Source organism: Arthrobacter sp. SDR-2R (genome assembly GCF_057747955.1).
In genome coordinates, this window is the sequence record NZ_CM173231.1 from 145,266 (window position 1) to 168,497 (window position 23,232).

Annotated in this window: 21 protein-coding genes; 6 read left to right on the forward strand and 15 right to left on the reverse strand. The window is 68.1% G+C overall.

From position 1 onward, the window contains the following. The first annotated feature begins 18 nt into the window (after positions 1 to 18). Positions 19 to 519, forward strand: coding sequence for a hypothetical protein (locus AC3ANU_RS00710; RefSeq protein ID WP_488315241.1), 501 nt, complete (start codon positions 19 to 21; stop codon positions 517 to 519). A 20-nt stretch (positions 520 to 539) separates the two neighbouring features. On the opposite strand, the gene AC3ANU_RS00715 is transcribed toward AC3ANU_RS00710, so the two are convergent. The 7 genes from AC3ANU_RS00715 to AC3ANU_RS00745 form a co-directional block, all read right to left on the reverse strand. Further along, positions 540 to 713: a hypothetical protein gene (locus tag AC3ANU_RS00715; protein ID WP_018770954.1), complete on the reverse strand. Its 174-nt coding sequence runs from the start codon at positions 711 to 713 to the stop codon at positions 540 to 542. A gap of 36 nt (positions 714 to 749) precedes the next feature. Continuing rightward, positions 750 to 1,499, reverse strand: coding sequence for an HPr family phosphocarrier protein (locus AC3ANU_RS00720; RefSeq protein ID WP_018770955.1), 750 nt, complete (start codon positions 1,497 to 1,499; stop codon positions 750 to 752). After that, the gene (gene dhaL / locus AC3ANU_RS00725; protein ID WP_026266016.1) at positions 1,496 to 2,128 is read right to left on the reverse strand and encodes a dihydroxyacetone kinase subunit DhaL; all 633 of its coding nucleotides are present in this window, start codon (positions 2,126 to 2,128) and stop codon (positions 1,496 to 1,498) included. Before dhaL ends, AC3ANU_RS00720 begins: the two co-directional genes overlap by 4 nt. 2 nt (positions 2,129 to 2,130) lie before the next feature. Next, positions 2,131 to 3,132 (reverse strand): dihydroxyacetone kinase subunit DhaK, encoded by a 1,002-nt coding sequence (dhaK, locus tag AC3ANU_RS00730; protein ID WP_134165299.1) that lies wholly within the window; start codon positions 3,130 to 3,132, stop codon positions 2,131 to 2,133. A 270-nt stretch (positions 3,133 to 3,402) separates the two neighbouring features. Next, complete coding sequence (locus AC3ANU_RS00735; RefSeq protein ID WP_018770958.1) at positions 3,403 to 3,912, reverse strand: amino-acid N-acetyltransferase; 510 nt, start codon at positions 3,910 to 3,912, stop codon at positions 3,403 to 3,405. A 169-nt stretch (positions 3,913 to 4,081) separates the two neighbouring features. After that, the gene (locus AC3ANU_RS00740; RefSeq protein ID WP_488315242.1) at positions 4,082 to 6,205 is read right to left on the reverse strand and encodes a S9 family peptidase; all 2,124 of its coding nucleotides are present in this window, start codon (positions 6,203 to 6,205) and stop codon (positions 4,082 to 4,084) included. A 212-nt stretch (positions 6,206 to 6,417) separates the two neighbouring features. After that, entirely contained in the window at positions 6,418 to 8,910 is a 2,493-nt protein-coding gene (locus tag AC3ANU_RS00745) for an ATP-dependent Clp protease ATP-binding subunit (RefSeq protein WP_026266017.1), read from the reverse strand. 272 nt (positions 8,911 to 9,182) lie between these two features. Here AC3ANU_RS00745 and AC3ANU_RS00750 point away from each other — a divergent pair, with 272 nt between their 5' ends. After that, positions 9,183 to 9,800: a hypothetical protein gene (locus AC3ANU_RS00750; RefSeq protein ID WP_142069538.1), complete on the forward strand. Its 618-nt coding sequence runs from the start codon at positions 9,183 to 9,185 to the stop codon at positions 9,798 to 9,800. Positions 9,801 to 9,892: 92 nt separating this feature from the next. On the opposite strand, the gene AC3ANU_RS00755 is transcribed toward AC3ANU_RS00750, so the two are convergent. The 3 genes from AC3ANU_RS00755 to lysS form a co-directional block, all read right to left on the reverse strand. Then, positions 9,893 to 10,225: a histone-like nucleoid-structuring protein Lsr2 gene (locus tag AC3ANU_RS00755; protein ID WP_018770962.1), complete on the reverse strand. Its 333-nt coding sequence runs from the start codon at positions 10,223 to 10,225 to the stop codon at positions 9,893 to 9,895. 128 nt (positions 10,226 to 10,353) lie between these two features. Next, complete coding sequence (locus tag AC3ANU_RS00760) at positions 10,354 to 10,530, reverse strand: hypothetical protein (protein WP_018770963.1); 177 nt, start codon at positions 10,528 to 10,530, stop codon at positions 10,354 to 10,356. Positions 10,531 to 10,532: 2 nt separating this feature from the next. After that, positions 10,533 to 12,071 carry a lysine--tRNA ligase gene (gene lysS, locus AC3ANU_RS00765; protein ID WP_056388386.1) on the reverse strand — a complete coding sequence of 513 codons (1,539 nt, stop codon included), beginning with the start codon at positions 12,069 to 12,071 and terminating at the stop codon, positions 10,533 to 10,535. Positions 12,072 to 12,139: 68 nt separating this feature from the next. On the opposite strand from lysS, the gene AC3ANU_RS00770 reads away from it, so the two are divergent. Next, positions 12,140 to 12,331 (forward strand): hypothetical protein, encoded by a 192-nt coding sequence (locus tag AC3ANU_RS00770; protein ID WP_235509717.1) that lies wholly within the window; start codon positions 12,140 to 12,142, stop codon positions 12,329 to 12,331. Beyond that, positions 12,322 to 12,489 carry a hypothetical protein gene (locus AC3ANU_RS00775; protein ID WP_488315243.1) on the forward strand — a complete coding sequence of 56 codons (168 nt, stop codon included), beginning with the start codon at positions 12,322 to 12,324 and terminating at the stop codon, positions 12,487 to 12,489. The genes AC3ANU_RS00770 and AC3ANU_RS00775 overlap by 10 nt, the downstream gene beginning before the upstream one ends. Before the next feature lie 197 nt (positions 12,490 to 12,686). Here the strand turns inward: AC3ANU_RS00775 and atzF are convergent, their stop codons facing one another. The 5 genes from atzF to AC3ANU_RS00800 form a co-directional block, all read right to left on the reverse strand. Further along, positions 12,687 to 14,534 carry an allophanate hydrolase gene (gene atzF / locus AC3ANU_RS00780; RefSeq protein WP_488315244.1) on the reverse strand — a complete coding sequence of 616 codons (1,848 nt, stop codon included), beginning with the start codon at positions 14,532 to 14,534 and terminating at the stop codon, positions 12,687 to 12,689. Further along, positions 14,531 to 18,298 carry an urea carboxylase gene (gene uca, locus AC3ANU_RS00785; protein WP_488315245.1) on the reverse strand — a complete coding sequence of 1,256 codons (3,768 nt, stop codon included), beginning with the start codon at positions 18,296 to 18,298 and terminating at the stop codon, positions 14,531 to 14,533. The genes atzF and uca overlap by 4 nt, the downstream gene beginning before the upstream one ends. Continuing rightward, positions 18,295 to 18,972, reverse strand: a complete 678-nt coding sequence (locus AC3ANU_RS00790) for an urea amidolyase associated protein UAAP2 (protein ID WP_488315246.1) — start codon at positions 18,970 to 18,972, stop codon at positions 18,295 to 18,297. The genes uca and AC3ANU_RS00790 overlap by 4 nt, the downstream gene beginning before the upstream one ends. Next, positions 18,969 to 19,859, reverse strand: coding sequence for an urea amidolyase associated protein UAAP1 (locus tag AC3ANU_RS00795; protein WP_488315247.1), 891 nt, complete (start codon positions 19,857 to 19,859; stop codon positions 18,969 to 18,971). The genes AC3ANU_RS00790 and AC3ANU_RS00795 overlap by 4 nt, the downstream gene beginning before the upstream one ends. A 66-nt stretch (positions 19,860 to 19,925) precedes the next feature. Further along, complete coding sequence (locus AC3ANU_RS00800) at positions 19,926 to 21,428, reverse strand: amino acid permease (RefSeq protein WP_134165306.1); 1,503 nt, start codon at positions 21,426 to 21,428, stop codon at positions 19,926 to 19,928. 229 nt (positions 21,429 to 21,657) lie between these two features. Here AC3ANU_RS00800 and AC3ANU_RS00805 point away from each other — a divergent pair, with 229 nt between their 5' ends. Together AC3ANU_RS00805 and AC3ANU_RS00810 are read left to right on the forward strand one after the other, a co-directional pair. Then, positions 21,658 to 22,329, forward strand: coding sequence for a TetR/AcrR family transcriptional regulator (locus tag AC3ANU_RS00805; protein ID WP_018770970.1), 672 nt, complete (start codon positions 21,658 to 21,660; stop codon positions 22,327 to 22,329). Between the two features lie 58 nt (positions 22,330 to 22,387). Continuing rightward, the gene (locus tag AC3ANU_RS00810) at positions 22,388 to 23,224 is read left to right on the forward strand and encodes an alpha/beta fold hydrolase (RefSeq protein WP_488315248.1); all 837 of its coding nucleotides are present in this window, start codon (positions 22,388 to 22,390) and stop codon (positions 23,222 to 23,224) included. The last annotated feature ends 8 nt before the right edge of the window (positions 23,225 to 23,232 follow it).

The window sequence follows — 23,232 nt, forward strand, 5'->3', positions numbered from 1 at the left end:
CCGACGTAGCCTGAAAGCATGCACAAGCCCGGACTGCTCCTGGCATTGACGACCGCGCTCATCTCCGCCCTTATCTCCGCCTGCGGGCCTGCCGGCAGCGCCTGCCCCGCGATCGCGCAGGCCACCGCCGTTTCCATCACCGTCAGCGCCGGCTACTCGCCGAAGGTGGCGGCGCTGCACGTCCGCGCCTGCCAGGACGGCACCTGCAAGGAGGCCGACGTCGAACTCCGCCCGGGCAGCACTTCCGTGGACGCGGGGTGCAGCCGCGAGGGCGCCTGTTCGGCCACTGCCTCGCCCGATGGCACCAAGACCGCTGTGCTGATGCTGGATACCCTGACCGAATCGCCCATGACGGTGACCGTGTCCGGTGCAGCGCCGGAGGGAACCGCACTGCCGGTACGCACCCTGGAATTCAGGCCGCAGGTGGCCTACCCCTTCGGTGAACAATGCGGCAAGGTCCTGTCTGCGTCCGTCGTCCTGGACGACGCCGGACTGCACCAGCAGCCTGCATACCGGTAACTGGACCGGGCGGCACCGGACTAGAACAGCACGGGCTGGGTGAAGGTTTCGCCTTCGGCGGTTCCGGCCGCCGGACCGCCACCCACGGGCTGGGCGCTCCAATCGAAGCCGAGTTCGGCGAGCAGTTCCTCCACGGAGATTTGGCCGTCCAGCACTTCGATTTCCTGGGGGTTCTCTGCAAGCGGCCGTTCCATGCCATCGAGCTTATTCGCAGGAACCCGCCATCGGGCTTAGGGCTCGCCGAAGCCGGCCTGCACCAGGCCGCCGACGTACTCCACTGCCCGTTCCGCATCCGTCCCCCACGCTTCCACGTGCAGCACGGTGCCCTTGCCGGCGCCGAGGGTCATCAACCCCGTCATGGACGCGCCATCCACCCCGTTGATGGTGACCTCGGCATCCAGCGAGGCCAGGCCCCCTGCCACTTTCGCGGCCGGCCGGGCGTGCATCCCGGCCTGGTTCACAAGTTCAAAGTCGCCGGTGGAATCCGGTGCGGCGCTGCTGACAGGTCCCTGCCCCGCTCCCCCGGCCCGTGCGGGTTCGGGCCGGCGGGCCGGACCGCCTGCCGCTTCAGCCGCCGCCCGGACCGCCTGCACATCTGCTCCGCCCTGGGCGGCAACCGCAGCGGCCACCAGCCCTTCCACCAGCGGCGCGTCGGCGAGCAGGACGCCGGCGGCATCCTCCAGGAACTCCAGCGCCGCTTCGGCCGTCATCACCGCTGATCCAAGGTCCGTCAGGATCACCGTGCCGTTCCCGCCGGGCTGCACTCCGGGCTGTTCCGCGCCGGCCTCTTGTGCATTGCGCTGTTTATCGCCGGCCTGTTCAAGGGCTGCCAGCACCTTCTCCAGGCTGGTGCCGATCCTGCCGTCGTCGGTGCCGCCGGCGGGCAGGATCACCACGTCGGGAGCCATCTGGGCGGCAAGCTCCACGGCGCCGTCGGCGATCTTTTCGCTGTGGGACACCACCACGATGCTTACGGTCACGCAGCCGCCCCAACGGCCGCACGCAGGATCAGCGCACTGGACACAGCGCCGGGGTCCCGGTGGCCGGCGCTGCGTTCGCCAAGGTAGCTGGCCCGGCCTTTCCTTGCGATGAGGGGATCGGTGGCCACTGCCCCGGCCTCGGCGGCTTCCGCGGCTGCCACCAGGACGCCAAGGACGTCCGTGCCGTCGCCGTCAGCCGCGGCCCGGGCCGCATCAACTGCCGGCGTCCACGCATCCACCATGGTCTTGTCGCCGCTCTCCGCCTTCCCGCGCGCCACGATCCCGTCCCGGGCAGCCTCCAGGGCAGAGGCCAGCCCTGCCGGATCAATCTCGGGCGCGTCGCCGAAGGCGGTGGCGGCGCGAAGGAACGCGGTGCCGTAGAGGGGACCGGCGGCTCCGCCCACCTTGGACATCAGGGTCATGGCCGTCATCTTCAACGCCGCCCCGGGCGTCTCCGGCGTGGATTCGCCCAGCTTGGCCAGGACGGCCTGGAAGCCGCGGTCCATGTTCTCGCCGTGGTCCGAGTCCCCGATTGCACGGTCCAGTTCGATCAGTTCAACGCGGTGTTCAGCCATGGCCTGCGCGCACAGGGTCAGCCATTTCACGGCCCAATTGGCGTCCAGGACCACGGTCACACGCCCCAGCGGAGGGCGGCGGTGTGCACGGGTGCATCCCACAGTTCCGTGAGCTCGTCGTCCAGCCGGAGGACCGAAATGGAGCAGCCCTGCATCTCCAGGGCCGTGATGTAGTTGCCCACCAGCGACCGTTCCACCGTGGCACCTGCTTCGGCGAGCACCTGCACGGCCCGCCGGTACACGATGTACAGTTCGCTCAGCGGTGTGCCGCCCATGCCGTTGACGAACAGCATCACCCTGTCCCCCGAACTGATCTTCAAATCAGCCAGGACCGGTTCCAGCAGGCGGTTGGTGATGCTGTCCGCGTTTTCCATGGGGATGCGGTGCCTGCCCGGCTCGCCGTGGATGCCAATGCCGATCTCGATCTCATCCTCTGCGAGGTCGAAACTGGGCGTGCCCGCGTGGGGCACGGTGCACGCGGACAGGGCCACGCCCATGGTCCTGACATTGGCGTTGACCCGTTCGCCGATGGCAGCGACGGCGTCCAGGTCGTCTCCGCGCTCGGCGGCGGCTCCTGCGATCTTCTCCACCAGCACTGTGCCGCCCACCCCGCGGCGGCCGGCCGTGTACAGGGAGTCCTCCACGGCGACGTCGTCATTGACCAGGACGGTGCGGACGCTCACGCCCTCCGCCTCGGCCAGTTCGGCCGCCGTCTCAAAATTCAGGACGTCGCCGGTGTAGTTCTTGACGATGTGCACGACGCCGGCACCTGAGTCGACTGCCAGGGTGGCGGGAAGGATCTGGTCCGGCGTGGGTGAGGTGAACACCGCCCCCGGCACCGCGGCGTCGAGCATTCCCTTCCCCACGTAGCCGGCATGCAGCGGCTCGTGGCCGCTTCCGCCGCCGGAAACCAGCCCCACCTTGCCCGCCACCGGCGCGTCCTTGCGCGTGATGTAGATGGGGTCTTCGCTGACCGTCACCAGTCCGGCGTACGCCATGCCGAAGCCCTGGACAGCTTCCTGGACAACGGATTTTGGATCGTTGATGAGTTTCTTCACGGCGTTGCTCCTGGCTGTGCTCCTGAAGGGTGTGTTTTCCGACCCTACTACCGTCATCGCAGGTGGCGGTAGGTTCTTCCTGCCCGGGTTTGCCGCCCGCTTCCCGGAACCGCCGGCCCGGGACGCAGCAAAGGGACAGCCCCCAATGACTGTCCCTTTCCTGAGGCCCCCCACATACCGGCCTGCAGTAGTTTATCCATCAATTCGAGTAAAGCCAATACGGCAGTCCCCCGTGCTCCCGCGGTTGGCTTTGAAGGGTGCGGAACAGCGTTAGAGGGTGCGGATCATCCGGGTGTTGCCCAGGGTGTTGGGCTTGACCCGGGCCAGGTCCAGGAACTCCGCCACGCCTTCGTCATGGGAGCGCAGCAGCTCGGAGTACACTTCCGGGTCCACCGCCGACTGGTCCGCCATCACTTCGAAGCCGTGGCGCTTGAAGAAGTCCACTTCGAAGGTGAGGCAGAAGACCCGGGAGACACCAAGGGCACGGGCCTCCTCCAGCAGGCTTTCCACCAGGACGTGCCCCACCCCTTTGCCGCGCCATTCGCCCGAAGCCGCGAGGGTGCGGATTTCCGCAAGGTCCTCCCACATCACGTGCAGGGCGCCGCAGCCGATCATTTCGCCGTCGCTGGACTCGGCAATGCGGAACTCCTGGAGGCTCTCGTAGTACGCCACCGTCTCCTTTGCCATCAGGATGCGCTCCTCTGCCAGGGGCGCCACCAGCTTCTTGATGGCAGGGACGTCGCTGGTGCGTGCTGGGCGGATGTGGAAGGAGTCGGTCACAGAGCTATCCTACGAGGCGAAGGAGGCTGGGACATTTGCGTAGCTCGCATCAAAGCTGGGCCCACGCTGGTGAGGGTCCCCGGCCGAGCTTGCGAGGCAGGGGGCCAGCGGGGAGGAACGAGCAGCAAGCGGCAAATGCCCCAGCCTCCGAGCCGGAGTATCCAACAGCTTAGAGGCCGAGTTCTGCCGGCAGTTCGATGTCCTTGCCCAGGACGTTCCGTGCCAGGAACCACTCCACCACCTGGTACCAGACCTTGGCGTGCTGCGGCTGGAGGACCCAGTGGTTTTCGTCCGGGAAGTACAGGAACCGGTGCGGGGTCTGCCGGTCCTGGTCCGCCGCGAGCCGGGACTTGGACAGCAGCTCGTACCAAAGCCGCAGGCCCTCGCCGATGGGCACCCTGTAGTCCTTGTCCCCATGGATCACCAGCATGGGCGTGCCGATGTTCTCCGCATGCAGGTGCGGCGAGTTCTCGAGTGCCATCTCCTCGGTCATTTCCTTCAGCCAGTACTGGGAGGCGTCCGTGGTGGGCCCGAACTGGTCCAGGGCCCACAGACTGGCATGGGTGACAACTGCCTTGAACCGGTCCGTGTTGCCTGCAACCCAGTTGGCCATGTACCCGCCAAAGGAGCCGCCCATCGCCGCGGTCCGGGACTCATCGACGTCGGGCCGTTCCACCGCCGCATCGGTCACGGCCATCAGGTCGGTGAAGGGCGCCTTCCCCCATGAGCCCCAGCCCCGCTGGATGTACGACTGCCCGTATCCCGTGGACAACGCGGGATCCGGCAGCAGCACCGCATATCCCCGGGCAGCCAGAAGCCACGGGTTCCAGCGCCACGTCCAGGCGTTCCAGGATCCCAGTGGACCGCCGTGGATCCACAGGAGCAGCGGCGCCGGCTCACTTGCGGAGGCGCCCTCCGGCAGGGCCAGGTAGGCAGGCACCCGGGACCCATCGGCCGCGGTGGCCGCGGTGCGTTCCAGCCGCCCCGGGAGGCTGGGACGTTCCGCAGGAGCCGGGAGGCGGGTTGTTTCCCCTGTGGCCAGGTCGATCCGGACGGCTTCGGCCGGAAATTCGTAGGAGCTGCGCAGGGCATACGCGCTCCGCCCCTCTGGAGAAATGACGACGTCGGAATATGCCGCGGCGTCCTGCGTCACCCGGGTGACGCCAACCTCAGCGGCAGCCGACGGAATGCTGACCCGGAAAACCGGCGACGCGCCGTCGTCGTCCGCTGTGACCAGGAGGGCAGAGCCATCGGGGAGCCACGCTGCAGGCTTGGGCCAACGGTCCCAGTCGTGGGCCAGGGGCTGCAGGCCCGCGGCGTTCCCGGCGGCCCCGCCGGAGACGTCCAGGAGGTGCATCTTGATGTCGGGGGCCTGCTGCGGGGTGGAGTCGCTTTCGCTGACCACCACCAGGGTCCGGCCGTCAGGGCTGACCGGACCCGGGAAGTAGCTCATTCCCTCCTGGTCCAACAGCACCTTGAGCCCGCCGGATGCCACATCCACCGCCACCAGGACGGACCTGCTGTCCGCCTTGGCCAGTGGTTTGGTGTAACTGCTGTAGATGGTCTTGCCGTCAGGGCTGACCACGGTCTCCGCTTCCCGCAGCCGGGGCCCGGCGTCCGGCGTCAGGTTACGCAGGACCAGCGGGGCGGTGGCGTCAACAGTTGCCGGTTTGCCGGGCGCCTTGTCCTCCCCCGCTTCCACCGCAAAGATCCGCGGCTGGCCCGGCCCCAGGTCCGCGTCCCAGTATCGGACCGGATATTCGCTGTGCAGGATGGCAGAGACTTTCCGGTCCTTGCGCGTCTTGCGCCGGTCGGCGTCGTCTTCCTCGTCCGTTGACCCTGCCAGGACCTCGGCGGTGACGAACGCTGCGTCCGCGCCCCTGGCCGTCAGCACTTTGCTGATGCCGCCGGGCCGGCTGAGGGCCACCCTGGCTTCCCCGCCGTCCGCCGGAAGCACCCACAGGGCGTTCACCGGCTCCTCGTCGGGGCTGTCCGGGTCGGGACGCGCGGACGTGAAGTAGACGTCGCCGTTGGCCGAGAAAGCGGCACCGGCTTCGCCCTTGGCACTGCGCGTAATTCGCCGCGCATGCTTCTGCCCGGCCGGGTCCAGCTCCCACAGTGCAGTGGCGAACTCGGTGCCTTTGCCGTTCAGGGTGCTGACGGTGGTGACCAGCCGCGAGCCGTCCGGGCTCAGGGCCAGGCCGCTTACCCGGGGGATGGACAGGTAGTGGTCGAGGTCGTGGAAAGGGGTCAGTGATTGCTCATCCGGGATCGCCGGTTCCAAGTTAGCCATGCCACCGATTCAACACGTTTTGTGTCCTGGAGCACAGCCGCCACGCACTGCCCGGCTGCGCGCCCGGGTGCGTTTTCCGTGGCTGGGTTCGCTCCGGCCGCGGCCCCGGACCCAGCCAGGGATGAAAGCGCCGGACCCAACCGGCGGAGGGGTGGTTAACAAGCGGAAGCCCCGCTGCTCCTTGCGGAGTGGCGGGGCTTTGGCTGTGGAGACTAGACGCTCGGGGCGATCTCCGGGATGCGCGGCTTGGCGTTGCCGGCGAAGGTGAACTTCGCGTCGTCGCCTTCGCCTTCGACATCCACCACGACGATGTCGCCGGGGTGGATCTCGCCGAAGAGGATCTTCTCGGAGAGCTGGTCCTCGATCTCGCGCTGGATGGTGCGGCGCAGCGGCCGGGCACCCATGGCGGGATCGTAGCCGCGGGTTGCGAGGAGCACCTTTGCGGCCTTGGTGAGCTCGATGCCCATGTCCTTGTCCTTGAGGCGCTTCTCCAGGCGGGTGACGAACAGGTCCACGATCTCGATGATCTCGTCCTGGGTCAGCTGCGGGAACACCACGACGTCGTCAACACGGTTCAGGAACTCGGGACGGAAGTGCTGCTTGAGCTCCTCCGTCACACGGGCACGCATGCGGTTGTAGCCGGTCTGCGTGTCGGTGCCGGACTGGAAGCCGGTGGCAACGCTCTTGGAGATGTCCCGGGTACCCAGGTTGGTGGTCATGATGATCACGGTGTTCTTGAAGTCCACCACGCGGCCCTGGGAGTCAGTCAGGCGGCCGTCTTCCAGGATCTGCAGCAGCGAGTTGAAGAGGTCCGCGTGGGCCTTTTCCACTTCGTCGAACAGCACCACGGAGAACGGACGGCGGCGGACCTTCTCGGTCAGCTGGCCACCCTCTTCGTAGCCGACGTAGCCCGGAGGGGCACCGAAGAGCCGCGAGACGGTGTGCTTCTCGGAGTACTCGGACATGTCCAGGGTGATGAGGGCGTCCTCTTCACCGAACAGGAACTCCGCGAGTGCCTTTGCGAGCTCGGTCTTGCCGACGCCGGTGGGGCCGGCGAAGATGAACGAGCCACCGGGGCGCTTGGGGTCCTTGAGCCCTGCACGGGTACGGCGGATGGCCTGCGACAGTGCCTTGATGGCCTCGTCCTGGCCCACCACGCGCTTGTGCAGTTCGTCTTCCATCTTGAGCAGCCGCGAGGACTCTTCCTCGGTCAGCTTGAAGACGGGGATGCCGGTGGAGTTGGCCAGCACCTCGGCGATGAGATCCTCATCCACCTCGGAGATGTCGTCCATGCCGCCGGACTTCCAGTGGCGTTCCTTCTCCGCGCGCTCGGAAATCATCTTCTGTTCCTTGTCGCGGAGCGAAGCGGCGCCTTCGAAGTCCTGCGCGTCGATGGCGGATTCCTTCTCCATCTTCAGCTTGGCGATGCGCTCGTCCATGGCCTTGAGCTCCGGCGGAGCGGTCATGCGGCGGATGCGCAGCCGGGCGCCGGCTTCGTCGATCAGGTCGATCGCCTTGTCCGGCAGGAAGCGGTCCGAGATGTAGCGCTCGGCCAGGCTTGCAGCGGAGGCCAGGGCGCCGTCGGTGATGGTGACCCGGTGGTGCGCCTCGTAGCGGTCGCGCAGGCCCTTGAGGATCTCAATGGCGTGCGCCACGGAGGGTTCCTTGACCTGGATCGGCTGGAAGCGGCGCTCCAGGGCGGCGTCCTTCTCGATGTGCTTGCGGTACTCATCCAGAGTGGTGGCGCCGATGGTCTGCAGCTCGCCGCGGGCCAGCATGGGCTTCAGGATCGAGGCTGCGTCGATGGCGCCTTCGGCGGCACCGGCACCCACCAGCGTGTGGATCTCATCGATGAACAGGATGATGTCGCCGCGCGTGCGGATCTCCTTGAGGACCTTCTTGAGGCGCTCTTCAAAGTCACCGCGGTAACGGGAACCTGCCACCAGCGAACCGAGGTCCAGGGTGTACAGCTGCTTGTCCCGGATGGTCTCCGGAACGTCGCCGCGGACAATCGCCTGGGCCAGGCCTTCGACGACGGCCGTCTTGCCGACGCCGGGCTCACCGATGAGGACCGGGTTGTTCTTGGTGCGGCGGGAAAGGACCTGCATGACGCGTTCCATTTCCTGCTCGCGGCCGATGACCGGGTCCAGCTTGTTCTCGCGCGCAGCCTGGGTCAGGTTGCGGCCGAACTGGTCCAGGACCACGGAACCGGCGGGTGCGCCTTCTGGCTGTCCGCCGCCGACGCCTGCGCCGGTGGTTTCCTTGCCCTGGTAGCCGGAGAGGAGCTGGATGACCTGCTGGCGGACCCGGTTGAGGTCGGCGCCGAGCTTGACCAGCACCTGGGCGGCGACGCCTTCACCCTCGCGGATCAGGCCAAGCAGGATGTGCTCCGTGCCGATGTAGTTGTGGCCCAGCTGCAGGGCTTCGCGCAGCGAGAGCTCCAGCACCTTCTTGGCGCGGGGGGTGAAGGGGATGTGGCCGGAGGGGGCCTGCTGGCCCTGCCCGATGATCTCCTGCACCTGCTCGCGCACGCCGTCGAGCGAAATGCTCAAGGACTCAAGAGCTTTGGCGGCAACGCCCTCACCCTCATGGATCAGACCCAAGAGGATGTGTTCGGTACCGATGTAATTGTGGTTCAGCATGCGTGCCTCTTCTTGGGCAAGCACAACTACGCGACGGGCACGGTCCGTAAATCGCTCAAACATTTCGCCACACTCCTAGCTACGACGTACTTTGATGCTACGTGGCCGGTCCGAAGTTGTGGAGCGTGTTCGCCACAGGGGAAACATGGGTCTTCCGGGAATATTGCCGCGCCCCCTTCCACGGACTTCGGCCGCCGGGCAGCAGCGGGCAAAGGAGCCCTCCAAGAAGCCCTTGTCCCGCGCCGGGTGATGGGCCATTCTTGGCCCTAACGGTGGCCTTGGCCGCTCCAGCGGGAGCAACATGGGCAGCGTCAATCAGCGGGGAGGGCGGGAACATGTCGCAGGTGGACCTGGAACGCGTAAGGCGCCCGGCGGGGGTTGCCCTCGCGGCCGGCGCGGTTTGGCTGGCCGGCATCAGCCCGGTGCCGGGGGTCTACCTGGAGCCCGACGCTGCGCGGCGGCTGGACATGCTCCGGAAAGGGCAGCGCTGGTGGGTGGCCGGACAGCATGTGGCCGCGGCGGGGACGGCTGCCATGCCCGCGGCGTTTGCCCGGCTGGCCCTGGCCCTCCCGCCCGGAAGGAGCAGGGCACTCGCCGGCACAGCCGCCGTCGCACTTGCCGCCGGGGCGCCGTTATTTGTGTCCGAACTCGCAATGCGTGCGTCGGACCTGGAGCGCTTCGCGGCGCGCCGCTTCCCGGCGTGGCCGTTCCACGCCTATGCGTGGCTGCATGTGCTCGCGCTCGGGTCCCTGTCCGGCACCCTGGCAACCTTGCCGCACCGGAAAAAGGAAGCGGCAGCGCTGGCCCTCGCCAGTGCCGGGTGTGGAGTGGTACTGGCGAAAACAGGCGATATTCCGCCTTTCGTGTTCTATGTCGCCGAGCAGTTTGCTGCCGGCAGCCTGCTGCGCCGTGAATCGCACAGCGGTGAATCCCCGGCTGCGGCGCGGGAGTAATTACGCCCGTACCGCTAAATACCTGCACCCAGCCAAAAGCCCTGCCTCCCGAAGGTGGGAAGCAGGGCTTTTTAGTCAGGCCACGCGCGTACCTAGGAATTTGCCTTTTGGTAGGCTTCCTGGATTTCAGCTTGAATTCGGCCGCGGCTGTTAACGGTGTAGCCGTTATCCCGGGCCCATTGCCGGATTTGCGCCGAATCGTGGCTGCGGCCACCGGCCGGAGCCTTCGCCCGCTGGGCGGTGCGGCCTCCGGAAGCCTTGCGTGCAGCGTTGATGAACCTCTCCAGTGAAGACCGAAGTTCAGCGGCATTGGCTGCCGACAGGTCAATCTCGTAGTTGACCCCATCGAGGCCGAACTTAACATTCTCGTCTGCGGATCCCCCATCCAGATCATCAACGAGGATGATGTTTACTTTCTGTGCCATTAAAGGTCTTCCTCTTGGGTTTTCAGAAAAGCAGGATGTTTCCCAAAAAAATTATGACTCTTATCTTGGCAACGCGTCAAAGCGCCTATTGGTTCCTTGGGGATAAAACCGGAAAGAAGGGGGTTTATCTATTTGGATTCGGGGCCCGGGCGGTCCGTGGGCTGCACCGGGAGGGAATCCGCCTCGGCCTGCGCACGGGCCTCCGCCTGGCGCTCGGCCTTGTCCGCGTTGAAGATTGCCTTCATGGCGAACCAGAACAGCAGGCCCACCACCAGGGAGGGCAGGATAACCGCTACGTATTCCATGATCAGTGCCCTTCGGGCTTCAGCAGGGGGAACAGGATGGTTTCGCGGATGCCGGCGCCCGTGAAGAGCATGACCAGCCGGTCGATGCCCAGGCCGATGCCGCCCATGGGAGGGGCGCCGTATTCCAGGGCGCGCAGGAAGTCCTCGTCCAGCTGCATTGCCTCCACGTCACCGGCGGCTGCGTGCAGGGACTGCTCGGTGAGCCGTTCGCGCTGGATGACGGGGTCGATCAGCTCGGAGAAGGCGGTGCCGCGCTCCATGCCGCCGATGATCAGGTCCCAGGCCTCAATCAGGCGGCCGTCCTCGCGGTGCGGGCGGGCCAGCGGCTGGGCGGAGGGCGGGTAGTCGTAGACGAAGGTGGGGTTCAGCAGGGTGGGCTCCACGATTTCGCCGAAGAGTTCCACCGCCAGCTTTTCGGCGTCCCACTTGGGGTCCGCCTTGACGTCGTGCTTTTCCGCGATCTCCCGAAGCACCTCAACGGGCGTCTCCGGCGTGATCTCCTGCCCCACGGCGTCGGAAAGTCCGGGGTAGACGGCCAGCCAGGCCCACTCGCCGTCGAGGTTGATCTCCCCCGCCTCGGTCTGAAGGACGCGTCCGGCACCCACGGCGTCGGCGGCGTCGAGGATGATCTCCTTGATCCGCTCTGCCATCACGAACTGGTCCGCCCAGGCCTCGTAGCACTCAAGGGTGGTGAATTCGGGGCTGTGGGTGGAGTCCACGCCCTCGTTGCGGAACACGCGGCCCATGTCATACACGCGGTCGATGCCGCCAACAACGGCGCGCTTGAGGTACAGCTCGGTGGCGATGCGCAGCGTCATCTTCTGGTCGAAGGCGTTCATGTGGGTTTCGAACGGCCGGGCCAGGGCTCCGCCGTGGACCAGGTTCAGGATGGGGGTTTCCACTTCCACGTAGCGGTGCCGGAACAGCGTTTCGCGGATGGAGCGGGTGATGGCGGCACGGGTGTAGACCATTTCGCGGGCTTCGTCGCGGACCATCAGGTCGACGTAGCGCTGGCGGACGCGGGTTTCCTCGTTCAGGTCCGCGTGCAGGACCGGAAGCGGGCGCAGGGCCTTGGAGGCCATGGACCAGGAGTCCGCCATGATGGACAGCTCGCCGCGGCGGGAGGAGATGACCTCGCCCTTGATGAACACGTGGTCGCCGAGGTCAACCAGGGCCTTCCAGTCGGCGAGCGCCTCCTCACCCACGTTGGCCAGGCTCAGCATGGCCTGCAGGCGGGTGGCTTTGCCGTCGGTGCCGCCTTCCTGCAGGGTGGCGAAGCAGAGCTTGCCGGTGTTGCGGATGAAGACAACGCGGCCGGTGACGCCCACGGTGTCGCCGGTGGTGTCGTCGGCTTCGAGGTGGGCGTACTTTTCCCGGATCTCGGCGAGCGAATGCGTCCGCTCCACCCCCACGGGGTACGCCTCCGTGCCGCGCTCAAGAAGTTTGGCGCGCTTTTCCATGCGGATCCGCATCTGCTCGCTGGCATCAACGGGCTCCGGGGCGTTCTTGGGCGAGGGGGTGTTTTGGGAAGTCACAATCATCAAGTTTACCGGGCATTGGGTGCCAGGACTTGCAGCTGGCCCGCAGGCTCACACCCTGGGATGGGCGGGTGAAAGAACGGGTACTTCCAGCGCACGACGGCGGCAGGCTGGCTTTGTACAGCTACGGCACCGAAGACGCGCCCGGGCAAAAGCGGGTGCTGCTGATCGGCGGCGCGTTCCTCACGGCCCTGATCTACCGCCCGTTCTCCATCGCACTGGCGAAAGGCCTGGGAGAGGGCTGGGCGGAGCGGTGGCGCTGAACGCCGTGCAGGAGTTCACCGGAACCGCAAAGGTCCCGGACAGGCTTGCGGTGTACGACGCAGCGGTGAACATCGACGGCACATCGACACCGCGTGGCTGGACGGATTCGAGGACGCCGTCAACGGCGGCAAGGTGGGCCACGCCCTGGCGCACATGAAGAAGGCCACCAGCCCGGGCTCAAGGAAACGGCGGAGCGGCTGCACCAGGCAGTTCCAGGCAGCACTTTCCAGCTCTCCCCCAAGTGCTTCCACGGGTCCATTCCGGCGGCCGTCAAGAAGCTTGTGACTGACATCGCGGCGTATTCCACGGGCGGGCATCCGGACGGCGGAACCCGCCCGGATGCTGCCGACGGCACTATCCCCGCTCGCCGCGGCTGAACCCGGCCAGGGCCGCCTCCCCCAGGTCCCGCCACACGGTCCGCGGCTTCGGTTCCACGCTCCGGTCCGCCAGCCAGTCACCCCAGGCCGTGATGTCCTTCCCGCCCGCAGCGGCAACCGCATCACAGGCGAACCCGACGGCGCTGGAACCGTCCGAAAGCTCCACGGATCCCAGGAGCATGGGTTCCGGGAGGGCGGCCAGGAACGTCCCCAGGGCCGCAGGGGACAGCAGCCACCGCTCCCCCACCAGTTCCGCGCCGTCGTCGGACCGGTAGACGCCTGGCTTTGCCGGCACCGTGTCCAGCGCCACCATGCGGTAGCGTGCGGCGGTCCGGACCGGACCATCCCACGAGGCCCCGAGTTCCTCCAGCTGCGGTGCCAGCGGCTGGCCTTTGCGGTGCGCACCCACCACCACCAGCGGCACGGCCGTTGCGCCCGCCGCCAAAGGCCAGGGCGTGGACGACGACGGGTGGGCGCCGGCGCGGCCAACCTCCGCTGCTGCGCCCGGAGCGAAGAGGGCGGGAGCGTCCGGGGTTAGCTCCAGGCGGCGGGCGATATCGGCCGCCACGGCATCGTCGAAGGTCCGGCCGACCACCGTGAGGCCGAACTGCGCGCCGTCCACTTCCCCGGCAGGGACAGCCACGGCACAGAGGTCGAACAGGTTACAGAAATTGGTGTAGGTGCCCATCAGCGAATTCACGCCTACCGGGTCCGCGGCCACCTCAGCCAGCGTGGGGTGGAAGGGCGCCGTGGGAACCAGGAGGGCATCGAAGCCGGCGATCCGGGCCAGCGCCCTGGTCCGCAGTTCCTCCAGCCGGGCGGTATCGGCAACGTACCGGGAGGCGGAAACGGTACCGGCCGCCCGGATGATGCCCGCCACGGTGGGATCGATGCCCGCCTGGCCGTCAGTGCCGGCGTCGTGCTTTGCCAGGAAGGCACCCACCGCAGCGTGGCGTTCGGCCACCAGCGCGCCGTCGTACAGCAGCCGTGCTGCCTGCAGGAAGTCGTCGAATTCGATTGCTTCGGCATCCACCCCGCTGGACCGCAGGCGGTCAACCTGCCGCTTGAATTCCGCCGCCCACTCAGGGGGCAATGCGGGCAGGCTGGCGGGATATGCCACGCGGGGACGTGCCGGCGCGGCCAGTCTGATGTCCGCGGGCCAGGACCGGGAGTTGCCGGCCATGAAGCCCATGGCCAGCTCGGCGGTGGACAGGTGCCGGGCAAAGATGGTGACGGCGTCCCAGGACCGGCAGGCGGGCACCACCCCCTCCGTGGAGACGGCGTTCAGCGTTGCCTTGATGCCCACGATGCCCTGCAGCCCGGCGGGGACCCGGCCGGAGCCCGCCGTGTCCGTGCCGATCGCGATGTCCACCAGTCCCAGTGCCACCGCCACCGCGGAGCCGGAGCTGGAACCGCCGGAAATGTACTCCGGCCGGCGCGAATCCCGGACGGCGCCGTAGGGGCTGCGCGTCCCCACCAGCCCGGTGGCGAACTGGTCCAGGTTGGTGGCGCCCAGGACCAGGGCACCGGCGGCGCGGAGGCGGGCCACGGCTTCCGCATCCTTTTCCGGCGTGTAGGCAAAGCCAGGGCAGGCTGCCGTGGTGGGGATGCCCGCCACGTCAACATTGTTCTTGACGGCCAAAAGCAGCCCGGCCAACGGCAGATCCGCGCCACCTGCCACGGCGGCGTCGATCGCTGCAGCCTCCGCCAGGAGGTCCTCGCCGCTGCGGACCGTGATCCAGATTTCAGGCCGGTTTACTGATTCCAGCGCCGCTAGTGCCGCCTTGGCGCGACTGGTGGCACTGCTGTTGGTTGCCGGGCTCATACTGCTGCCTCTTCCAGTTCCTGGGCGTCGTCTGCCGGTTCAAGGCCCAAGTCGGCGCCGAGGACCACTACCGCCTCGCCGGCCACCACCTGGGAGCCGGCGGCCGGCAGGACGCGGAGCACCACGCCCTCGCACGGCGCTTCGAGGACCGTTTCCATCTTCATTGCTTCCAGCGAGACCAGCGGCTGGCCCTTGGCGACACGGTCGCCGGCCTTGACGTCCACCTTCCAGACGCTGGCGGCGAACGGTGCGGAGATGAGCGATCCGCCGTCGGGAACCACCACGTCGTCAACAGCGGGGGCCACGACGGCGGCGAGCGCGTCCGCCCGGTCGAACTCGCCGGCGTCGGCCCAGGCCTGCCGTTCCACCGCGAACGCTGCGCCCTGCTTCTCCCGGAACGCGTCGATGGACTGGCTGTTGTCGGCAAGGAACTGTTCGTGCTCGGCGAGGGAGAACGTGCCCTCCTCGATCTCCACGCCGCGGCCGCGTCCTGCTGCCATGTCCGCGCGCAGGTCCAGGAGTTCCTCGGGGCTGACGGGGTACCAGGAGATGCGGTCGAAGAACCGGAGCAGCCAGGGCGAACCGGGTTCGAACGGCGCGGAACCGGCGTACCGCGACCACACCTGGGTGGTGCGGCCGACGAACTGGTAGCCGCCGGGGCCCTCCATGCCGTAGATGCACATGTAGGCGCCGCCGATGCCCACCGCGTTCTCGGGCGTCCAGGTCCGGGCGGGGTTGTACTTGGTGGTGACCAGGCGGTGGCGGGGGTCCAGCGGGGTGGCCACGGGGGCGCCGAGGTAGACGTCGCCCAAGCCCAGGACCAGGTACTCGGCGTTGAAGACGGTGTCGAAGACGTCGCTGACGGAGTCCAGGCCGTTGATCCGCCGAATGAATTCGATGTTCCACGGGCACCAAGGGGCGTCGTCGCGGACGCCTGCCATGTAGCGTTCGATCGCTTCGCGGGTGGCCGGATCGTCCCAGGACAGTGGCAGCCGGACGGTGCGGCTGGGGACCGCCAGTTCTGAGCTGGCGGGCAGGGCGGCCTCGATTTCCTGGACCAGGTCCAGCAGCCGCCCGGTGGACAGGACGGACGGGTCCACCTTGATCTGCAGCGACCGGATACCCGGGGTGAGGTCCACGATGCCGGGTACCCGGAGCGCTTCGATGTGCTGGTGCAGGGCGTGGACCCGGGCGCGCAGGCCCAGGTCCAGCACCATCTCGCCGTATTCCACCAGCAGGTTGTCGTCTCCGGAGCGGCGGTACGTGACCGCGGGCCGGCCGGAACCTTCCGGCACCCGGCCCAGCACGCCGTCGTCGCCGTCGCCGCGTACCGTGCGTGCGGGACGGCCGGCTGCCGGGCTCACCGCCGGGAGGTGCGCTGAAAGATTGCCGGACCAGCCGGCGTCGCCCGGGAGCACCAGCTGGCGGCCGGGTCCCAGGTCCCTGGCCGACGGCGCCTGGCTGGCTTTGATGGGCACGAAGCGGACTTTGTCCCCCGGGCGCAGCTGGCCGAGCTTCCAGCGTTCGGCCGTCACCACGGTGACGGGGCAAACGAAACCGCCCAGGCTGGGTCCGTCCGGGCCGAGCAGGATGGGGGTGTCGCCGGTGAAGTCCAGGGCACCCACCGAGTAGGCGGTGTCGTGGATGTTGGAGGGGTGCAGGCCTGCTTCGCCGCCGTCGGTGCGTGCCCAGCGGGGCTTGGGGCCGGTGAGGCGCACGCCGGTGCGGGCGGAGTTGAAGTGGACCTCGTACTCCGCGCCGTACAGTTCCTCGATGTCCTCACGCTGGAAGAATTCCGGGGCGCCGTGCGGGCCCTCGGCCACGGCCAGTTCCCAGGTGGAGGTGAGGGCGGGACGGCTGTCGAGGGGCACCGCTGCCGCGGCGGCTTCCTCGGGTGCGCCGGCGGCAGGCTTGACCGTCCGCAGCACATCGCCCGCGCGCAGGACCCGTCCGGCGTGGCCACCGAACTGGCCAAGGGTGAAGGTGGAGGCGCTGCCCAGGTACTCGGGAATGTCCAGGCCGCCCTGGAACAGGATGTAGCCGCGCAGGCCCTTGCCGGCTGCGGTGCCGGCGTCGAGCGTTCCGCCTGCCGGGACCGTCACGGGCGTCCAGGCGGGCACCTCCGTTCCGTCAACTGTCACAGCCACTTCGGCGCCGGTAACGCAGACGGTGGTGGCGTGGGTGAAGGTCAGGCTGGGGCCGGTCATGGTGAACTCGAGGCCCGGGGCGCCTTCGGGGTTGCCCAGCGCGGTGTTGCCAAGCCGGAATGAGAGATCGTCCATGGGGCCGCTGGGCGGAACGCCGATCTGCCAGAGGCCGGTGCGGCCGGGCCAGTCCTGCACGCTGGTCTGCAGGCCGGGCCGGCCCACGGTGATGCGCGGCTCCGGGTCCCCCACGTTGTCCAGGGTGCTGGTGGAGTGCTGAACGCTGCGAACCACCTCCAGGCCGGTGGCGGCGCGGAGCAGCCCTAAGTTGGTCTCGATGCCGTCAATCCGGGTGTTGCCCAGCGCTGCGGCGAGGAGGTCGAAAGCTTCGGTGCGGTCAGTGCCGGAGGTGATGATCTTGCCCAGGAGGGGGTCGTAGTTGGTGGAAACGTCGGTGCCGGTTTCCACCCAGGCGTCCACGCGTGCTTCTGCCGCCGTGGGGTAGGCGGCGTTGGTGACGGTTCCGGCGCTGGGCTGGAAGCCCCGGGCCGGATCCTCGGCGTAAACGCGGGCCTCCACGGCGTGGCCGGTCACGGGCAGGCTGTCCGGCACGTCCGCAAGGACTGCCTGGGCCTGGCTGCCGCCCTGGGCCAGGCGGAGCATCCATGCCACCAGGTCCACCCCGGTGACGGCTTCGGTGACGGGGTGCTCCACCTGGAGCCGGGCGTTGACTTCCAGGAAGGAGGCTTCCTTGCGGGCGGAGTCGTAGACGAACTCGACGGTGCCGGCGGAGCGGTAGTTAAGGGAGGCGCAGAGGGCCCGGGAGCTGCGGTGCAGTTCTTCGCGCAGTTCGTCCGGAAGGTCGGGTGCGGGTGCCTCTTCGAGGACTTTCTGGTGGCGGCGCTGCAGGGAGCAGTCGCGGTCCCCCAGGCTGACCACGCGGCCTTCGCCATCGCCAAAGATCTGCACCTCGACGTGCCGGGCGTTCTCCACGTACCGCTCGGCGAAAACCCCTGCGGTGCCGAAGCTGGCGCCTGCCAGGCGGGCCACGCGGGGGAAGCTGTCCACAAGCTCGGCCTCGTTGCGGCAGACCGTCATGCCGATCCCGCCGCCACCGCCGGTGGCCTTGAGCATCAGCGGGAAGCCAATCGCGGTGCTGGCCGCAACGGCGTCGTCCACGTCCCCAAGCAGCCCTGAACCGGCGATCATCGGCACCCCGGCTGCCCGGGCGGCGTCGCGCGCTGTGTGCTTGGTGCCGAAGATGCGCAGTTGCTCGGCGGTGGGGCCCACGAAGACCAGTCCTGCCGCTTCCACGGCCTCGGCGAAGGCCGCATCCTCGGAGAGGAAGCCGTAGCCGGGGTGGATGGCGCCGGCGCCGGTTTCCTTTGCCGCCGCCAGGATTGCGTCCACCCGGAGGTAGGATTCCTTGGCCGGCGCGGGCCCCAGCAGTACAGCCTCGTCGGCGAGCCGGACGTGCTTGGCGCCGCGGTCCGCCTCGGAGAAGACGGCAACGGTGCGCAGGCCCAGCCTGCGGGCGGATTCGATGATGCGGCACGCGATCTCGCCGCGGTTGGCGATCAACAGTGTGTCGAAGGTGTTCGGCGTGTCAAAGGGGTTCACAGCGCAGCCTCCGGCCGGGTGACGATCATGCGGACGGGGGTGGGGTTGAAGCCGTTGCACGGGTTGTTGATCTGCGGGCAGTTGGAGACCAGGACCAGGGTGTCCACCTCCGCCTTCAGTGCCACGCGCTTTCCGGGGGCGGACAGGCCGTCAACGATGCCCAAGGCGCCGTCCGGGTCCACCGGGACGTTCATGAACCAGTTGATGTTGGACACCAGGTCCCGTTTGCCCAGGCCCCAGCGCGAGCCCTCGATCAGGAAGTTCTCCACGCAGGCGTGCTGTTCGCGGGTGTGCTGGCCATAGCGGAGGGTATTGGATTCCTGTGAGCAGGCGCCCCCGATGGTGTCGTGCACGCCCACTTCGTCTGCAACGACGGTCATCAGGGCAGCGCCGGTGTCGGCGCGCAGGACCGAACCGGTGGTAAGGACGATGGACTGCTGGGCGGCGATGGTGGCTGCCGCCGAGTAGCGCACCGTGGTGTCGGCCGCGTCGTACAGCAGGCAGTCAACCGCCTGGTTGCCTTCCAGGTCCACGATGGTCAGCACGTCGCCTGCTGCCACCACGGCAGACCAGGGGCCGCGGGCTTCGACGAACTCATCAAGTACAACGGCGCCAGGGGCCAGCGCGGTGGCGGCGGCGTCCGGGATGGGCGTGGTGTCAACGGCAGTGTTCATCGGGCGTTCCTTGCGGCGAGGTCGTGTTCGGTGTTGCGGAGGGCCTGCAGGTGTTCCGGGGCCAATGGTCCGGCCAGGTGGCCGGCCTCCAGTGCTGCCAGGTCCTGCGGCGCGTGCCAGGCGACGATGTCGACGGCGGTCCCCGCAAAGTCAGCGCGCGGGTCCAGGGGGTGGGCGGTGTTGGCCAGTACCAGCACGGTGTCCAGCTGGAGCAGGAGTTCGACGGCGGCACCGGGCCCGGCGCTTCCGGCAAAGGTGATGCTGCCGGCAGGGTCGACCGTGATGCCTTTGAAGAAGGAGATGGACGGCGCCACGTCGCGGGTGCCCAGGCCGTTCTTGAGGGCGCCCAGGGTGAGCAGTTCGCGTGCTGCCGGGGAGGGGCTGTGGGCGGTTCCGGCGCCGTACTTGGCGGTGTTGCCGGCGAGGGTTGTGGCGCCGGTGAGTGCGTCATGCCGCGACGAGGTGTCCGCCACGATCGTTGCCATCAGTCGGCCGGCGTCGGACAGCAGCGGGTGCCCGGCGGCGGGGTAGGCCTGCCACGGGACCTTGACGGTGTCGGCGACGTTCAGTCGTTCGTGGGTGGCCCCGGCGCGGTACAGGAGGGCGTGCACGCAGGCGTCGCCTGCCGTGTCGGTGAGCCGGACCCGGGTGCCGCGCGCCAGGGACATGGTGGTGTAGCGGCCAAAGGCGACGGATTCCGCCCATGTGGGGGACGCGGCGTCGGCCCCGTCCACTCCGGGCAGTCCGGCCAGAAGGTGCGCGGGCGCGGACGCTGCCGGTACGTGGCGCATGGTCTCAGCGGTCCTGCCGTGCTGTTCCCGGGCATGGGCGCGGGCACCGGCCGTGGTGGCCGTCCCGGTGGCTGGCGTTTCGATGGTCTGTGTCATGTCAGTCCTGTAGGTCTTGGAAGCGTGGCTTGCGGAAGCGTGGTTTTTTGGATGCGGTGCCGCGGGTCAGGCCTTGGCGGCCAGGTTCCTGCTCCGGACCCAGATGCCCAGGAGCAGCACCGCGGTGACCATCAGCGGCGCGGACCAGAGAAGGAGGCCGTTCTCGCCTGTGGGGTCGTACACTTCGGGCCGGGGCCATGCCAGGTTGACCACCATGACACCGCCGTAGAGTACGGCGAGGATGTTGACTGGAAGGCCCCAGCGGCCCAGGGAGAAGAGGCCTGCCGGCATGGTCTGCCCCACCCGGTTCCAGTCGCCGCGGAGGCGGTTGACCAGCTGCGGGACGGTGACCAGGAGGTAGGCGAGGTAGACCATCACGATGCAGACGCTGCACAGGGTGGTGAACAGGGCGGCGTTGCCGACGTTGATGGCCAGCACGGCGACTGCAAGGGCGCCGATCACGATGGAGGGCCACATGGGGGTGCCGCGGGTGGGGTGCACGGAGGAGAGCAGGGCCGACGCCGGGAGCTTGCCGTCGCGGGCCATGGAGAAGACCAGGCGGGAACCGGCGGTCTGGATCGCCAGGGTGCAGACGAAGATGGCGATGGCGACATCCACCAGCAGGACCTTGCCCCAGAAGGTGCCCAGGACCGCGGTGAGGACGTAGGGCAGGCCTTCGGTGGCGAGGCGGCCGTCGTCGAGGCTGGGCGCTGCCATGAGGGCGGTGATGATCATCAGCGCGCCGCCGATGCCGGAGATGAGGAGGGCGGAAAGGATGGTCCGGGGTGCGGTGCGGCGCGGGTCCTTGGTTTCCTCGGACAGTTCACCGGCGGAGTTGAAGCCCACCATGACGTAGGCGGCCATCAGCCCCGAGACCAGGAAGGCTCCCACGGCGCCCAGGTCCGATCCCTGCAGCACGGTGGTGTCCGCAACCACGTCGGGTCCGCGCTGGGCGGCACTGACGAGGGCCAGGATGACGGCAGCGACGCCCACGATCTCGCAGGTGACACCCACGGAGTTGACGTGGGCCATCAGCTTCACGCCCAGGGAGTTGATGATGGTGGTGGCGACCAGGAGGACGGCGCCGAGGACCACGGCGTTGGAAGCGCCGGTCACCGTGTTGAGCGCGGAGTCGCCGCCCACCACCTGGAAACCGTCCCAGAGCTGGGGCAGGACTACCTGCAGGGCGATTGCGGCAGCAGCTGCGGTGACCACCTGTGCGATCGCCATGAACCAGCCGGCGAACCAGCCTACGCCTTCCCCGCCCACGCGCCGCGCCCACTGGTAGACGGCACCGGACAAGGGGTAGCGGGCCGCAAGTTCGGCGAAGTTCAGGGCCACGAGCAGCTGGCCCACCAGCACTACGGGCCAGGTCCAGAAGAAGGCCGGCCCGGCGAAGGAGTAGCCGAACGCGAAGAGCTGGAAGATGGTGGTGAGGATGGAAACGAAGGAGAAGCCTGCGGCAAACGAAGCGTAGCGGCCGAGCTTCCGGTGGAGGGTGGGCTGGTAGCCAAGGGACGTCAGGTCTGCATCGTCCTGGTGGACGGTAGGGAGAACGGTTGATGTCATCGGGAATCTCCGGGGCTGGAAAGGGATCTTGGGGGCGAAGCCTCCCGGCACTGCAGCGCTCGGCCGAAGGCTGCGGATTACCGGTCACTTGATAGTTTTCCAGCGGGATGTCCCCAAACAGTTTCGCCTCTGTAAAAGGCGGATAGACATCCTGTTTCCGGCAGATTTCCGTCCCCTCACAACGTCCGGGCGTCATTTCCGCCGCGCCTGGCAATGCAAGAATGGGGCCGTGACTTCAGCCGGACCGGGACGCCCCCGCCACCAGCAGCCCTCGCGGCCAGGTGCCACCGCCCGCGATGAAATCCTGGACGCCGCGGCGGAGCTTTTCACCACCCAGGGCTTTGCCAGCACCTCCACCCGGTCCATCGCGGACGCGGTGGGCATCCGGCAGTCGTCCCTGTACCACCACTTCAAAACCAAGGACGACATCCTCGAGGACCTCCTCGAGGGGACGGTGTCCGGTGGGCTGACGTTCGCACGCTCGGTGGCCGCGCTTCCTGCCGACGCACCTGGAACCGAAAGTCCGGCTGGAAGCCGGCTGCACGCCGTCGCGCTTTATGACGGCACCCAGCTGTGCAGCGCCCGGTGGAACCTTGGCGTGCTGTACCACCTGCCCGAGGTCCGGAGCACCCGCTTTGCCCGGTTCCTCAACAACCGCCAGGAACTCAGGCGGCTCTACGGGGAACTGGGCGCCGGGTTGTCAGCCTCCCCGCACGGACCCGACGGCGGCGACTTCACCTTCCGCCTGGTCGAATCCCTGATCTACCTCCGCGCGGACGGCGCGGCCAACGCCGAATCGGCACTGCAGGCCGCCGACGCCGGGCTGATCCTGTGCGGGCTCGGGGACCGGCTGCCGGCCATCCGCGCCGCGAGCCAGGCCATCATCGACCGCCTTGCCTGACCTCCGGGCCGCCGGTGGCCGGGATGCCCCGCCCGGCTTGCTCGGCTAGGCTCGGAACATGACGCGAGAGAACATCAGGACCCCCGACGGCGGCACTGTGGAGCTCTTCTCCACCGGCGCTGAGCTTGCTTCTGCCGGTTCGGGCGTGGTGGTCGTGCCGCCTTCCATGGTGACCGCCGCGGATTACACCAAGTTCGCCCAGAAACTGAGCGCCTCCCTGGGCCGTCCCGTGCACACCTTCAACCGGCGCGGCCGCGGCTCCTCGTCACCGCAGCCCGAGGACTACACGCTGGACGTGGACATCCGGGACCTGGACACGGTGATGAAGCACACCTCCAGCACGGACGTCTTTGGGCACAGTTTCGGCGGCGCCGTCGCACTGCACGCGGCCCGGACCCTTCCGGTGGAACGGCTGGCCGTCTACGACCCCGCGGTCTCGGTGTCCGGCAGCGTCACGGCCGACTGGATCGTGGAGTACGAGCGTGCCATCGCCGCAGGAGACCATGACCGCGCCCTCGCCGTGATCCAGCGCGGGCTGGAAGCCGGCGGCTCCTTCTCATCGCGCATGCCGCTGTCCATGCTGACCCTGGCCAACAAACTGACCGCCGGCACCAGCGAAGGCAAGCAGCAGCGCGAGCTGATGCGCACCGGAGTCCGCGAGATCAAAGCCATCATTGCCGCCGACATGCCGGCCGAACCGTTCCAGGCGCTCCCCCTGGAGACGCTGATCGTGGTGGGCGAAAAGAGCCCCGCCTACTTCGGCATCGCCTGCGGCCAGATCCACGACGTGCTTTCCGGCTCCAGCTACACCATCCTGCCCGGGCTGGGCCACGACGGCGCCATCAAGGCCCCGGACAGGCTGATCAAGGAACTGAGCGACTTCTTCGCCGGCTAGCGCGGCCT